Annotated in this window: 13 protein-coding genes; 5 read left to right on the top strand and 8 right to left on the bottom strand. The window is 74.5% G+C overall.

Annotation, left to right across the window (positions count from 1 at the left end; all coding sequences use genetic code 11):
* Window positions 1-40 precede the first annotated feature (40 nt).
* Entirely contained in the window at window positions 41-1,390 is a 1,350-nt protein-coding gene (locus RVR_RS24235) for an ABC1 kinase family protein (protein ID WP_202236012.1), read from the top strand.
* Window position 1,391: 1 nt separating this feature from the next.
* On the opposite strand, the gene RVR_RS24230 is transcribed toward RVR_RS24235, so the two are convergent.
* From RVR_RS24230 to RVR_RS24210, 5 genes are all read right to left on the bottom strand, one after another.
* Window positions 1,392-1,622: a hypothetical protein gene (locus tag RVR_RS24230; RefSeq protein ID WP_202239707.1), complete on the bottom strand. Its 231-nt coding sequence runs from the start codon at window positions 1,620-1,622 to the stop codon at window positions 1,392-1,394.
* Between the two features lie 169 nt (window positions 1,623-1,791).
* Complete coding sequence (locus RVR_RS24225; RefSeq protein WP_202236011.1) at window positions 1,792-2,133, bottom strand: hypothetical protein; 342 nt, start codon at window positions 2,131-2,133, stop codon at window positions 1,792-1,794.
* On the bottom strand, window positions 2,130-2,450 hold the full coding sequence (locus RVR_RS24220) for a WhiB family transcriptional regulator (RefSeq protein WP_272933147.1): 321 nt from the start codon (window positions 2,448-2,450) through the stop codon (window positions 2,130-2,132). The genes RVR_RS24225 and RVR_RS24220 overlap by 4 nt, the downstream gene beginning before the upstream one ends.
* Before the next feature lie 245 nt (window positions 2,451-2,695).
* The gene (locus RVR_RS24215) at window positions 2,696-3,079 is read right to left on the bottom strand and encodes a hypothetical protein (RefSeq protein ID WP_202236010.1); all 384 of its coding nucleotides are present in this window, start codon (window positions 3,077-3,079) and stop codon (window positions 2,696-2,698) included.
* Between the two features lie 137 nt (window positions 3,080-3,216).
* The gene (locus RVR_RS24210; protein ID WP_202239054.1) at window positions 3,217-5,514 is read right to left on the bottom strand and encodes an ATP-dependent DNA helicase UvrD2; all 2,298 of its coding nucleotides are present in this window, start codon (window positions 5,512-5,514) and stop codon (window positions 3,217-3,219) included.
* A gap of 288 nt (window positions 5,515-5,802) precedes the next feature.
* Between RVR_RS24210 and RVR_RS24205 the strand changes: the two genes are divergently transcribed.
* The 4 genes from RVR_RS24205 to RVR_RS24190 all read left to right on the top strand — a co-directional run bounded on the left by RVR_RS24205 (window position 5,803) and on the right by RVR_RS24190 (window position 8,194).
* The gene (locus RVR_RS24205; RefSeq protein ID WP_202236009.1) at window positions 5,803-6,057 is read left to right on the top strand and encodes a mycoredoxin; all 255 of its coding nucleotides are present in this window, start codon (window positions 5,803-5,805) and stop codon (window positions 6,055-6,057) included.
* A gap of 114 nt (window positions 6,058-6,171) precedes the next feature.
* Window positions 6,172-6,795, top strand: a complete 624-nt coding sequence (locus tag RVR_RS24200; protein WP_202236008.1) for an RraA family protein — start codon at window positions 6,172-6,174, stop codon at window positions 6,793-6,795.
* A gap of 208 nt (window positions 6,796-7,003) precedes the next feature.
* A complete protein-coding gene (locus RVR_RS24195) occupies window positions 7,004-7,489 on the top strand; it encodes a MarR family winged helix-turn-helix transcriptional regulator (RefSeq protein WP_202236007.1) in 486 nt (161 codons plus the stop codon).
* Window positions 7,490-7,636: 147 nt separating this feature from the next.
* Entirely contained in the window at window positions 7,637-8,194 is a 558-nt protein-coding gene (locus RVR_RS24190) for a cysteine hydrolase family protein (protein WP_202236005.1), read from the top strand.
* Between the two features lie 37 nt (window positions 8,195-8,231).
* Here RVR_RS24190 and nudC read toward each other — a convergent pair whose 3' ends face one another.
* The 3 genes from nudC to RVR_RS24175 form a co-directional block, all read right to left on the bottom strand.
* Entirely contained in the window at window positions 8,232-9,179 is a 948-nt protein-coding gene (gene nudC, locus RVR_RS24185) for an NAD(+) diphosphatase (protein WP_202236004.1), read from the bottom strand.
* A 128-nt stretch (window positions 9,180-9,307) separates the two neighbouring features.
* On the bottom strand, window positions 9,308-10,753 hold the full coding sequence (locus RVR_RS24180) for a M20/M25/M40 family metallo-hydrolase (protein ID WP_202236003.1): 1,446 nt from the start codon (window positions 10,751-10,753) through the stop codon (window positions 9,308-9,310).
* 108 nt (window positions 10,754-10,861) lie between these two features.
* Complete coding sequence (locus RVR_RS24175) at window positions 10,862-14,329, bottom strand: ATP-dependent DNA helicase (protein WP_202236001.1); 3,468 nt, start codon at window positions 14,327-14,329, stop codon at window positions 10,862-10,864.
* Window positions 14,330-14,347: the final 18 nt, after the last annotated feature.

Genomic DNA, 14,347 nt, shown 5'->3' with positions numbered 1-14,347 from the left:
GGCACAATGGCCATGTGACCGACGGGAAATGAGGGGGCGCATGTCTGATCTTCCACGCAAGGCGGTGACGCGCACCGCGAAGCTGGCCGCGCTTCCTCTGGGCTTCGCCGGGCGGGCCACGCTCGGGCTGGGCAAGCGGCTGGGCGGTCGGCCGGCCGACGAGGTCGCGACCGAGCTGCAGGAGCGCACCGCGGAGCAGCTCTTCAAGGTGCTCGGCGAGCTGAAGGGCGGCGCGATGAAGTTCGGGCAGGCCCTGTCGGTCTTCGAGTCGGCGCTGCCGGAGGACATCGCCGGGCCGTACCGGGCGGCGCTCACCAAGCTCCAGGAGGCGGCGCCGCCGATGCCGGCCCGGACCGTGCACCGGGTGCTGGCCGAGCAGCTCGGCAAGGACTGGCGCTCGATGTTCGCCTCGTTCGAGGACACGCCGGCGGCGGCCGCGTCGATCGGGCAGGTGCACCGGGCGGTGTGGAGCGACGGCCGGCAGGTCGCGGTGAAGGTCCAGTACCCGGGGGCCGGCGACGCGCTGCTGTCCGACCTGTCGCAACTGGGTCGGGTGGCACGCCTGTTCGGGCCGCTGGTGCCGGGGATGGACGTGAAGCCGCTGCTGGCGGAGTTGCGGGCCCGGGTCGCGGAGGAGCTGGACTACGCGCTGGAGGCGACGGCCCAGCACGCACACGCGCGGGAGTTCGCCGGGGATCCGGACGTCGAGGTGCCGGACGTGGTGCACCAGGCGGAGCAGGTGCTGGTCACCGAGTGGATGGACGGGGTGCCGCTGTCGGAGGTGATCTCGGGCGGAAGCCGGGAGATGCGGGACCGGGCCGGGCAGTTGCTGGCGCACTTCCTCTTCGCCGGCCCGGCCAGGACCGGGCTGCTGCACGCCGATCCGCACCCGGGCAACTTCCGCCTGCTCACCGACGACGGCCCGGCGTCGGGCTGGCGGCTGGGCGTGCTGGACTTCGGCACGGTGGACCGGCTGCCCGAGGGGCTGCCGCTGCCGATCGGCACCGCGCTGCGGCTGGCGCTGGCGGGCGACGCGGAAGAGGTGTACCGCATGCTGCGCGCGGAGGGCTTCGTCAAACCGACGATCGAGCTCGACGCGGAAGCGGTGCTGGACTACCTGCGGCCGATCATCGAGCCGGCCGGGCGCGAGGAGTTCGGGTTCGACCGGGCGTGGATGCGCACGCAGGCGGCCCGGATCGCCGATCCGCGCTCGCCGGCGCACCAGTTGGGCAAGCAGTTGAACCTGCCGCCGTCCTACCTGCTGATCCACCGGGTGACGCTCAGCACGGTGGGCGTGCTGTGCCAGCTCGGCGCGGAGGTGCGGCTGCGCGCTGAGCTGGAGGAGTGGCTGCCGGGGTTCGACCCGGACGGCGCCGCGTCCTCGGGGTGAGCTACCACCAGGCGGAGTCGAGGCGCCCCTCGATGCTCCGCAGGTGCTTGCGCGCGCAGGTGTCGCAGAAGTAGAGGCGGCGCCCGTTCTCGACGGAGCAGGCCCAGGTCAGCGGAAGGCCGTCGGCGGTGCTGCCGCAGCGGCCGCACGTCGTACGGGACGTGCGGCCGGAGAGGGTGCCGGACGCCGTCGCGGTGCCCGTCGCCGTGGCCTGATCGGGTTTGTGATCCACCTCGCGACGATACCTCCGCGCGGCCCGGTCGCGCCGGGCGAACGCACCACGGGACCGGTCCTGGTCGGACCGGTCCCGCGGGATCGTCCGTGGTCACCGTCGTTTTCGCGGGTGCCGGCGGGCCGTTACTGCATCACGGCTACCGCGCGGTGCCGCCGACCGCGGACCGTTACTGCATGACCGCCATGGCCAGCGCGCGGCGGGCGCGCATCGAGGCGCGCTCGGCACGGCGCTGGAACCGGCGGGCGGCGAGGAGGTGCTGCGACCTTCGTTCGCGTTCCGCCTCGCGCAGCCGGTCCTGCATATGGGCACGGGCCAGGGCTTCTGGCATGAGTTGCATTTCGAGGTTCCTGTTCTGGGCCGACGCGAAGGCGTCGGAGGTACGTGCGGGCTGATCGGTGCGGGAAGTGGTCATCGGGGCCTGATTCTTGGAGTTGCGGTGCTTCGGGTCATGCGTCAGGGGCCGGTCGATCGTGCCGGGCCGGGTGCGGAACACGGCGCGAGTGCTCATGCCGCCACGGCGTTCTTGCGCGGGCGGCCACGCGGCCGCTTGCGGGGCACCACGACGCCCTGGATGAACAGCTCGCCGCCCCAGACACCCCAGGGCTCGCGGCGGTCCTTGGCACCGGCGAGGCATGCCTCGCGGACCGGGCAGGTCTGGCAGAGGGACTTGGCGTACTCCACGTCCGCCGGGGACTCCGCGAAGAAGACCTCGGGGTCGTAGGTGCGACAGGGGACGGGCACGCCGAGTCGCTCGATCTCGTCGTCGAGCTCGGTGAGGGGCAGCAAGGTGTTCTCCGGAGGGTCTGTGCTGGGGTCCCCGGCGATGGTGCCGAGGGGCGGGTGGTCGGTGGGGTCGCCGGTGGGCGTCCCGGTCAGGTCGGGCTGAAGTCCGGACGTGTCGTGCGGGGCGGAATGCACGGTGTTCGTTCCTCGTCTGTCGGTCCGGCCGGTGGGCCGGTCTTCGGTTGTGGCTGTCTGCGGAGGACAGCCGTCTCGGGTGGAGAAAACAGAAGGGCCGCGGTTCCCGGTGTGGGATTCCGCGGCCCTGAGGGTGCCGACCTGACTCGATGTCAGGTTGGATCGCTCCAGGGTTCAGGCCCGCGGAAGGCCCAGCTACCGTGCTGCGTCTGCTTTTCCTGCTGTCCGATCACCAGTCCGGTGACAATGGCGGCCTGACCGCCATTGGCACCGCGCATAGCGGAGTGCGCGTCCGTCGCGCCGGCGCCGACGGCCGCAGAGGTAAAGGCATAGGCGGTCGCCTGTGCCTTCGCCGCCGCTACCGCGGGCGCCTCGGTCGGTCGCTCATTCCGCTCCCGCACCGGCAGGACCGGGAGCAGGGCGGAGGAGAGGGACAGACCGGTGCCGCGCAGCGAGATCATGGAGACGTCGAGCGAGCAGGCGGCAGCCGCGACCGGGCGATCGGTCACTTTGGTGATGGTGGAGTTGCTGATCACTGGGCTCGCCTCCTCTCGGCGTCTCGTAAGGGCAGTAAACCGGACTTGCCTAGTACATCACAGTCTTGGCGGCTCTTGGAAGACCCGCTCTCGACCGTGCTCCCGCAGGCTATGAGGACTCCCGCGGGATGCGCAAACTATTTTTCGGCTTCTTCCGAAGAAGATTCGGCGGCCTCTTCCGGGCCGGTGGGAAGGGCCTCTTCGAACGGTTCGTCCGGAGCGCCGTATTCCGCTCCGACCGCCTCCTCTCCCCCCTCCGGGCCCGTCCCGTCGTCCGACGATTCGTCCCCCGCCCCGTCCAGCTCCTCGTCCGGTTCCCCATCCGGCTCGGCGCCGGTGCACAGCGCCAGCACGTCCGCCCCGAACTTGTCGAGCTTCCTGGCGCCCACGCCCGGGATCGCGGCAAGCCCCTGCTCGTCGGACGGCCGGACCTCGGCGATCGCCAGCAGCGTCTTGTCGGTGAAGACGCAGTAGGCGGGCTGGCCGAGCGCCTTCGCCTGCTCCGATCGCCAGCCGCGCAGCCGGTCGTACAGCGCCTCGTCGAGGTCGGAGGGGCAGTCCTCGCAGCGCATCAGCTTGATCTCGCCCGCGTCCGACAGTGTCCGCCCGCACACCCGGCACAGCACCGGCCCGCGCCGGCGGCTGCGCCCGCCCGAGCCGCGCTCGACGCCGCCCTGGCCGCCGGCGCCGCCCCGGGCACCGCGCGGCGCGGACCCGGGCCGCAGCCCGTCCATGAAGCGGGAGGGCCGCCGCCCGCCGCGCCCGCCCGGCGAGCGCGACAGCGCCCAGGACATCGACAGGTGCAGCCGGGCGCGGGTCACCCCCACGTACAGCAGGCGGCGCTCCTCCTCGACCTGCTCGTCGGTCTTGGCGTGGGTGATCGGCATGGTGCCCTCGGTCAGGCCGACCAGGAACACCGCGTCCCACTCCAGACCCTTCGCCGCGTGCAGCGAGGCGAGGGTGACGCCCTCCACCGTCGGGGCGTGCTGGGCGTTCGCCCGCTCGTCCAGCTCCGCGACGAAGTCCGAAAGCTCGGCGGCCGGCCGCGCCACGGCGAAGTCCTCCGACAGCCGCACCAGCGCGGCCAGCGACTCCCACCGGTCGCGCACCGCTCCCGACCCCGCGGGCGGCTCCGAGGCCCAGCCGCGCGAGCTGAGCACCGCCCGCACCTGTTGCGGGACCGTCTCCGGCTGCTCGCCCGGGTCGGCGGCCGCGCGGGCCGCCCCGCGCAGCAGCATGCCGGCCTCGCGCACCTCGGGCCGCTCGAAGAACCGCTCGGCGCCACGCAACTGGTACGGCACCCCGGCGTCGGCGAGCGCCTGTTCGTACACCTCCGACTGGGCGTTGATCCGGTAGAGCACGGCGATCTCGCTGGGGCGCACCCCGGCGTCGATCAGGTCCTTGATCCGGCGGGCCGCGCCTTCGGCCTCGGCCGGTTCGTCCGGGTACTCCGTGTACACCGGGTCGGGGCCCGGCTCGCGCTGCGAGACCAGTTCGAGCCGGTGGGCGGCGGCGTGGCCGCGGGCCTGGCCGAGCAGGCCGTTGGCCAGGCCGACGACCTGGGGGGTGGAGCGGTAGTCCCGGACCAGCTTGACCACGGTGGCGTCCGGGTGGCGGGTGCGGAAGCCGAGCAGGTAGTCCGGGGTGGCGCCGGTGAACGAGTAGATCGTCTGCGACGCGTCGCCGACCACGCACAGGTTCCCCCGGCCGCCGAGCCACAGCTCCAGCAGGCGCTGCTGGAGCGGGCTGACGTCCTGGTACTCGTCCACCACGAAGTGCTGGTACTGCGAGCGGACGGTGTCCGCGACGTCCGGCCGGTCCTGGAGCACCCCGACGGTCAGCAGCAGCACGTCCTCGAAGTCGATCAGCCCGCGGTCGCGCTTCAACTGTTCGTACGTCGCGTAGATCCGCGCGACCTCGGCCGGGTCGCGCGGCACGTCGCGCGCGGTCTTCGCGGCGACGGCCGGGTACTCCTCCGGCACCGTCTGCGTGACCTTGCACCACTCGATCTCACCGGTCACGTCGCGCAGCTCGCTGCGGTCCAGCCGGATCCGGGAGCGGGCGCCGGCCTCCGCGACGAGCTGCACCTTGCGGTCCATGATGCGCGGCATCTCGCCGCCGATCGCGCGCGGCCAGAAGTACTGCAACTGCCGCAGCGCGGCGGCGTGGAACGTCCGCGCCTGCACCCCGCCCGCGCCGAGCTGCCGCAGCCGCCCGCGCATCTCCCCGGCCGCGCGCGCGGTGAAGGTCACCGCGAGCACCGTCGACGGCTGGAGGACGCCCGCGCGCACGCCGTACGCGATCCGGTGGGTGATCGCACGGGTCTTGCCGGTGCCGGCGCCGGCCAGCACGCACACCGGGCCGTGCAGGGCCGTGGCGACGGCGCGCTGCTCGGGGTCGAGTCCGTCGAGCACCGCGTCCGCGGAGTCGGGCATCGCGGGGAAGAGCGAGTCGTGGGTTGTCGCAGTCACACCGCCACTGTGCCAGGTTCCGCCGACATGCCGACGGAGTTGTCCACAGGCCCGCCCGGACCGGGGACGGAGGGCGGGGGCGGAAGGCCGCGGGCACGACCGCCGGACGACCGGGGGACGCCGGGGAAGGCCGCCGGGAAGTCCCTCGCGGAATGCGCGCCGGGGGCCGGGCGTTGGGAGGAATGTCGAGACCTCGTCCGGCGTTCCCGGACGGAGGACCCCGAGGACCCTGGACGAGGAGCGGATCACGACATGTCCGGCACCGTGACCATGTACAGCACCACCTGGTGCGGCTACTGCCGCAGGCTCAAGAGCCAGCTCGACCGGGAGGGCATCGCCTACACCGAGATCAACATCGAGCAGGACCCGGCGTCGGCGAAGTTCGTGGAGGAGGCCAACGGCGGCAACCAGACGGTGCCGACCGTCCTCGTGGTGGCGCCCAGCGGCAAGACGTCCACGATGACCAACCCCAGCCTCGCCCAGGTCTCCCAGGCGCTCAACGCCTGATCCGCCCGGCGCCGCCGAGCGGCACCGGCCCCCGGGCGCGCGCCCGCGCCCGGGGCCCACCGCGTCGGCGGGCAGGGCCACGCGCCGGCGGGCGCCGGTGCTACGGTCGTCCGCGTGGACGAAGCCGCCGGGTTCCAGGACGTACCGCCGACCACGCTGGCCGACCTCCTCGGCCGCTCGCAGGTCATGGACACGGGCATCCGGCCGCTGTGGGCGACCGTGCCGCGCGTGGCCGGTCCGGCCTTCACCGTGCGGTGCCCACCCGGCGACAACCTGATGCTGCACGCCGCGATCCACCGCGCCCCCGCCGGCTCCGTCATCGTGGTGGAGGCGGGTGACGTCGACTACGCCGTGGCCGGCGGCAACGTCTGCGCGGTGGCCCTGCGACGCGGCATCGCCGCCTTCGTCGTCGACGGCGTGATCCGCGACCTCGGCGAGATCCGTGCGATGCGCTTCCCGGTCTTCGCGCGCGGCGTGATCCCCGTCCCGGGCGCCAAGGCCGTCGCCGCCCCGCTCAACATCCCCGTCACCTGCGGCGGAGTACGGGTGAACGCCGGCGACGTCGTGGTCGCCGACGAGGAGGGCGTGGTGGTCGCTCCCCGCGAGCGCGGCGCTCGACTGCTCGCCGACGCCCGCGCCCGACTGGCGCAGGAGGCGGCACAGAGCCTCGACGCGTGGGAGGCGGCGCACCGCGAGCGGATCGACCGGATCCTCGACGCCCAGGGCCACCAGGACTGAGTCCCGGCGCCGAGCCGCCCGGCACCCCCGCCCCCGGCCGCACCCGCGCCCGGCCCCCACCCCCGTCGTGCGCATCCGTCCGCACGGCGCCCGCGCCCACCGCACCCGCACCCGCACCCGCACCCGCACCCGCACCCGCACCCGCACCCACGGAACCTAATAGACAGCCAACTGCACAGTTGGCTGTCCAAAGTGCTAACGTACGGGCATGGACGACACGCCTGCCGACGACGCCGCCCCGGCGCCCGGACCGGCCGAGGGCGGCAGTACCGACCCGGCGGCCCTCGCCGGTGAGCTGCGCGTGGCCGTCGGGCGGCTCGTCCGGAAGCTGCGCGAGCAGACGGAGGGCGGCGACCTCACCCGGTCCCAGACGTCGGTCCTGCTCAGGATCGAGCGCGACGGCCCGGCGACGGCGACCGTGCTGGCGCGGGCGGAGGGCATCCGCCCGCAGTCGATGGCGAAGATCGTCGGCGCCCTCCAGGACGCCGGGCTCGTCGTCGGCTCCCCCGACCCGCAGGACGGCCGCAAGACCCTGCTGGGCCTGACCACCGCGGCCCGGGAGCAGTTCCGCACCGGGCGGCTGGCCAAGCACGACTGGCTGACGCAGGCGATCGGGGCGCAGCTCTCCGCCGAGGAGGTCGCCCGCCTCGCGTCCTGCACCGACCTGCTCCGTCGGATCGCCCAGGCACCCTGACCGGACGCCGTCCACAGCGCTCGCCCCGCACGACCACCACCACGGCCACCCGTACGGCCACCCGCCGGGCCGCCCCCGTACGGCCGGGCAGCCTGCACCCTGCCCGCGCTCCCGGCCGCGCCGCCCCCTCACCCCGAAGGATCCCGCATGCCCATCACCACCATCGACCCGACGACCGCCCTCGTGGTCGTGGACCTCCAGGTCGGCATCGTCACGCTGCCGCTCGCGCACCCCGTCGAGGGCGTCGTCGGGCGCTCGGTGGAGTTGCTGCGGGCCTTCCGCGAACGGGACCTGCCGGTCGTCCTGGTCAACGTCGCCGGGGCGCCCTCCGGCCGTACCGACCGCGGCTCCCGCGCTCCCCGGTCCTTCCCCGAGGGCTGGACCGACCTCGTCCCGGAACTGGACCGGCGGCCCGGGGACATCCTCGTGACCAAGCACGCGCGCAGCGCCTTCACCGGTACCGGCCTGGCCGACCGGCTGCGGGCGCTCGGCGTGACGCAGGTGGTCGTCACCGGCATCGCCACCGGCAGCGGCGTGGAGTCGACCGCCCGGGACGCGCACGAGCAGGGCTTCCACGTCACGCTGCCGGTCGACGCCATGACCGACGCGGACCCGGCCGCCCACGAGCACAGCGTGGCGCGGTCTTTCCCGCGCATTGCCGAGACCGGCAGCACCCAGGACGTGCTGGACGCCCTCGCCGGTTAGGGCCTGTCCCGCGGGCCGGACGGGGGCGTGCGTCCGGCTACCGCACCACCGCGGCGGTGCCCTGCTTCGGCAGCGGCTTGCCGTACCACAGCTCGATCAGCCGGGCCGCGATCGAGATTCCGTACGGGGGCAGCACCTCGCCGGACTCGAAGGCGGCGCGCAGGTCCTCCCGGGAGAACCAGCGGGCCTCGTGGATCTCCTCGCCATCGACCTGGATCTCGGACGAGGTGGCCTGCGCCATGAACCCGAGCATCAGGCTGGAGGGGAACGGCCACGGCTGGCTGGCCACGTAGGACACGTCGCCGACGATGACGCCGGCCTCCTCGAAGACCTCGCGGCGCACCGACTGCTCGATGGACTCGCCGGGTTCGACGAAGCCGGCCAGGGTGGAGAAGCGGCCCTCCGGCCAGTGCACCTGGCGGCCCAGCAGCGCGCGGTCCTCGTCGTCGGTGACGAGCATGATGACGGCGGGGTCGGTGCGCGGGTAGTGCTCGGCCCCGCAGGCCGGGCAGCGGCGGATGTGGCCGGCGGCGGCGATGACGGTGCGCTCGCCGCAGCGCGAGCAGAAGCGGTGCATGCGCTGCCAGTTCTCCAGCGCGACGGCGTGCACCATCAGGCCGGCCTCCAGCGGGGACAGCAGCCCGCCCACCTCGCGGAGCCCGGCCGGGCGGGCCGGCTCGTCCATCCGCCCGGGCAGCGTGTCCTTCTGGAGGGCGAAGTAGCGAACGCCCTCGGCGTCGATGCCGAGGAAGTAGCGGTGCTGCTCGGTCTCCGGGGCGTCGAACGCCGGGGTCATCACGAGTTCGGCGCCGCCGTCGGCGGTGTCCTCGACCAGCACCTGGCCGCCGGACACGACGAAGACGCGGGTGGTGGGGTGGCTCCAGGCGGCCGCGAGCCACGCCTCGTCGAGCCGGTGATGTGCCGCGCGGTCCACACCGGCGTACGTGAGACTCAGCGGCTTCGATGTCGCGTCGAGTTCGGTCAAGGCGTCTTCCCAACTCCCCTTTGCGGTGCCTGCGCCGCCTGTGCCGGCTGCGCCACGGATGGTGCCTGCGGTGCGGAGGTCCCCGGCGGTGCGGAGGTCCCCGGCGGTGCCGGTGGCACGGACGGCGGTCACCGGCTGCTCGGCCACGGTGCGTCCGCCCAGTCCGCGGCCAGTTCCGTCCACAGGTGCGCGGCGGTCTCGACGCCCTTGAACAGCAGGTCGAGATCCACCTTCTCGTCCACCGAGTGCCAACCGTCCGACGGCACGGAAATTCCCAGGAACAGCACGGGAACGCCCAGCACGTCCTGGAGGTCCGCGGCCGGGCCCGAACCGCCCTCCCGCGTGTACCTGATCTCCTGGCCGAAGGCGCGGCTCATCGCGCGCACCAGCGAGCGCAGCGCCGGGTGGTCGAGCGGGGTCAGGCACGGGCGGGTGCCCTCGCCCCAGAACCGGATCTCGTGGCGGACGCCGTCGGGCAGCCGGGCCGCCACCCAGTCGGTGAACAGTTGCCGCACCCGGGCGGTGTCCTGCCCGGCGACCAGCCGGAACGAGAACTTGATCTCCGCGCCCGACGGCACGACGGTCTTGCCGCCGGGCCCGCCGTACCCGGCGTGGATGCCGTTGACCTCGGCGGTCGGCCGGGCCCAGATCCGCTCCAGCGTGGTGTGGCCGCGTTCGCCGAGCGCCGCGTGCGACCGGGCCGTGCGCAGCCAGGCCGCCTCGTCGAACGGCAGCTCCGCCAGCAGCGCCCGCTCCCGGTCGGTGAGTTCCACCACACCGTCGTAGAAACCGGGGATCGCCACCCGCCGGTCCTCGTCGTGGAGGGCCGCCACCAGCCGGGCCGCCTCGGTGGCCGGGTTCGGCACCGCGCCGCCGAACGACCCCGAGTGGATGTCCTGGTCCGGCCCGCGCAGGTCGATCTGGCCGTCCACCAGCCCGCGCATGCCGGTGCACACCGTCGGGGTGTCCTCGGCCCACATGCCGGTGTCCGAGACGATCACGGTGTCGCAGCGCAGCCGCTCGGCGTGCTTCCTGATCAGGGGACCGAAGTGCGGCGACCCGGACTCTTCCTCGCCCTCGACCAGCAGCTTCACGTTCACGGCGGGCGCGGTGCGGCCGGTCGCCGCCAGGTGTGCGCGCAGGCCGAGCGTGTGCAGGAAGACCTGGCCCTTGTCGTCGGCGGCGCCGCGGGCCCGCAGCCGCCCGTCCTCCTCGACCGGCTCGAACGGGTCGGTCGACCAGCCGTCCTCCCGCGCCGCGGGCTGCACGTCGTGGTGCCCGTAGACGAGCACCGTGGGGGCGTCGGCCTCGCCGCTCGGCCACTCGGCGAACACCGCGGGACCGCCGCCCTCGGTCTCCCACACCTCGGCCACCGGGAAGCCGGTGGCGGTGAGCGCCGCCGCGAGCCACTCGGCGCTGCGGCGCACGTCAGGGGCGTTGTCCGGGTTCGCGGAGACGGACGGGATGCGGAGCCAGTCCTTCAGCTCGGCGAGGAAGGCGGCGCTGTGCTCGGCGATGTACGGGGCCGGGTCGGCGGGGTGCGGGTGGACGGCGTTGTCCGGGGTCGTGCGCATGGTTTTCAGCGTACCGGCCGCGCCGCGGACCCCTTCCGGCCGCCCGGTGTCCCCGCCTCACTCCGGGGCAGCCTCAGCCCGGTGTCCCCGCCCCACCCCGGGGCGGCCTCAGCCCGGCGGCTCCTCCGCGCCGTCCGGGGGGTCCGGGCGGAGCAGCCGCTCCAGCGCGGCCCGGTCCGGCAGGCCGGTGGGGCGCAGCAGCGTGCCGGTGCGGATGTGCAGGAACGCCACGCGTACCCGGTCGAGCGGCACCCCCTGCTGCTCGGCCCAGGCCAGCCGGTAGATCGCCAGTTGCAGCGGGTCCGCGGCGTCGGTCCGGTGCCCGGTCTTCCAGTCCACGATCTCGTACGTGTACGGGTCCGCGCCCGCGTCCGGCGCCGGGTCCGTGCCGGCACGGGGGTCCGTGCCGGCACGCGGGTCGGCGCCGGTGCGGGGGTCCGCGCGTTCCCGGTACACGGCGTCGATACGGCCCCGGATGAGGCGGCCGGCGAGGGTGAGGGTGAAGGCGGCCTCGACGCGGTAGGGGGTGCGGTCGGCGTACGGGGTGCGCAGGAAGGCGTCCTTGAGGGCGGCGAGGTCCTGCTCGTCGGCGATGTCGTCGCCGGGCTCGACCCCCGGGAGGTCCTCGGGTCCGAAGAGCGGGCGGGCGTCGAAGCGGGACTCCACCCACGCGTGGAAGCGCGTGCCGCGGCGGGCCGCCGGAGCGGGCGGGCGCGGCAGGGGGCGGGCGAGGTCGCGGGCGAGGCCGTCGGGGTCGGCGGCCAGCCGCATGAGCTGGGTGGCGGTCAGGGTGCGCGGCAGGGGGACGTCGTGCACGGTGGCGCGGGCGCGGCGCAGTTCGCCGGTCAGCGCGGTGAGGTCGCGGTCCCAGGCGGCGACGAGGCGGGAGTCGTCGGGCGGGAGGGGAGGGTCGGCGGAGGCCGGGGAGCCGGCCGACGGCTCGGGTCCGGGCACCGGTGGGGACGACGGTGCGGGGCCGGACGACGGTGCCGGTGCGGGGCCGGGTACGGGCGTGCCCCTCCCCCGGGTGGGGGGCGGGGGGGCGGCGGGGTCGGCGGTGTCGGGGCCGAGGGCGTCGATCCCGGCGAGGACGGATCGTGCCGCGTGGCGGCGCCGTCGCAGTGCGGCGGCGTCGAGGGGCAGCGGCCAGGGGGGTTCGGCGGCGGAGGCGAGGGCCGGGTTGTCGGCGTCCTCGGCCGGGGGGTCGGCCCAGACCTCGATCTCGCCGTGGCCGGCCTCGCAGTGCTCACGCAGGGCGTCGAGGAAGGCGGACGGCCCGAGCGGCCTGGACTGGGTCGGGCCCCACCAGTGCCCGGAGCCGAGCAGCAGGGAGCGCGGCCGGGTGAAGGTGACGTAGCCGAGCCGCAGTTCCTCGACGCGCTGGTGCTCCTTCATCGCCGCGCGGAAGCCGTCGAGCCCCGCCTTCGTCCAGGACTCGACGTCGGGCAGGGTGGCGGCGTCCCCGCGCAGGCCGTGCGGCAGCACCTTCGCGTTGAGCGGCCACAGCTCCCGGCCGCGCTCGCTGGGAAAGCCCTTGGCGACCAGCCCGGGCACCACGACCACGTCCCACTCCAGGCCCTTGGACTTGTGGGCGGTGAGCACCTTCACGGTGTCCTCGCCGCCGGGCAGCGAGGAGTCCAGGCCCTTCTCGTACTGCGCGGCGGTGTGCAGGAACCCGAGGAAGGCCAGCAGCGTCGCCTCGCCGTCCAGCGCGGCGAAGGAGGCGGCCACGTCCAGGAACGCGTTCAGGGTCTCCTGGCGGCGGGCGGCGAGCGCGTGCGGGGAGGCGGCGAGTTCCACCTCCAGGCCCGTGACGGCCAGCACCCGGTGCAGCACGTCCATCAGCGGGTCGGCGAGCGCGCGGCGCAGCTCCCTTATCTCGGCGGCCAGTCGTGCGAACCGCACCCGCGCCTCGGCGGAGAACGGCAGTTGGTCACCGGGTTCGGCGTCGAGGAACGTCTCCAGCGCGTCGGCCAGCGACACCACCTCGGCCGGGTCCACGCCCTCCACGGCCGCCGCGAGCCGGTCCGGTCCGCCGTCGGGCCCGGGACCGTACCGCACCAGCAGCCGGGCGCGGCGGCCGAGCAGCGCCAGGTCGCGCGGGCCGATCCGCCAGCGCGGGCCGGTCAGCAGCCGTACCAGGGCCGCGTTCGCCGTCGGGTCGTGCAGCACCTCGCAGGTCGCGACGAGATCGGCCACCTCGGGCAGGTGCAACAGCCCGGACAGACCGACCACCTCCACCGGCACGTCCCGCGCCACCAGTGCCGCGTGCAGGTCGGCGAAGTGCGCGGCGGTGCGGCACAGCACGGCGATCTCGCCGGGCGGGGTGCCGGTGCGCACCAGGTGGGCCACCGAGTCGGCCAGCCAGCGCGTCTCCTCGGCCTGCGTGGGCAGCAGCGCGCAGCGCACGACGCCGTCCCGCTCGGCTCCGGGCGCCGGGCGCAGCGCCTCCACGCCTTCGTGCCGCGCCCGCAGTTCGACGGCGAGGGTGTTGGCGAGATCCAGCAGCCGGCCGCCGGAGCGCCGGTTCTCGCTGAGCGCGTAGCGGTCGGCGGGCCGCCCGTCCGCGTGGGGGAAGTGCCGGGGGAAGTCGTCGAGGTTCGCCACGGACGCGCCGCGCCAGCCGTAGATCGCCTGGCAGGGGTCCCCCACCGCGGTCACGGCGTGTCCGGTGCCGCCGCCGAACAGCCCGGCGAGCAGCAGCCGCTGCGCCACCGAGGTGTCCTGGTACTCGTCCAGCAGCACCACCCGGTACTGGTCGCGCAGCAGCGCGCCGACCTCCGGGCGGCTCGTCGCCAGCTCGGCGGACAGTGCGATCTGGTCGCCGAAGTCCAGCAGGTCGCGGCCCTTCTTCTCCTGCCGGTAGGCGGCGGCCAGTTCGGCGAGGTCGCGGCGGGCGGCGGTGGCCGGCGCCACCTCCCTGACCCAGGCGTAGCCGCGCGCGCCGGGGTCCAGCTCCGCGAGTTCGGCGGCGAGCCGGGTGTCGTGGGCACGCAGTTGCTCGGCGGGCACCAGGTGCTCCGACAGCTCGCCGGACAGCGCGAGCAGGTCCCCGACGAGCGTGGGCAGCCCCTTGGTCAGCGCCGGGTACGGGCCCGGCGCCGACCGCAGCACCTTCGCCGCCAACTGGAAGCGGGTGGCGTCGGCGAGCAGGCGCGCGGTCGGCTCCAGGCCGATCCGCATGCCGTGGTCCTTCAGCAAATGCCCGGCGAAGGCGTGGTACGTCGAGATCTGCGGGTCGCCGGGCACCTGGTCCGGGTCGAGGCCCGGGTCCGGCGGGCCGTCGTCCCCTCCGGGGGTGATGCCCGCGCGCGCCAGGGCCCGCCGCACCCGCTCGGACAGCTCTGCGGCCGCCTTGTTGGTGAAGGTCAGCCCCAGCACCTGGTCCGGCGCGACCTGGCCGGTGCCGACCAGCCACACCACCCGGGCGGCCATCACCGTGGTCTTTCCCGAGCCCGCCCCGGCGACGATCACCCCGGGAGCGGGGGGCGCGGTGATGCACGCCATCTGCTCCGGGGTGAACGGGATGCCCAGCAGCTCCTTGAGCTGCTCAGGGCGGTTGACACGGTTTGCCACCCGGTGAGGCTATCCGGC

The organism is Streptomyces sp. SN-593 (assembly GCF_016756395.1).
GTDB classification, from domain to species: Bacteria; Actinomycetota; Actinomycetes; order Streptomycetales; family Streptomycetaceae; genus Actinacidiphila; species Actinacidiphila reveromycinica.
The sequence above is the reverse complement of the archived record's forward strand: the minus strand, read 5'-3'. Positions and strand labels throughout refer to the sequence as shown.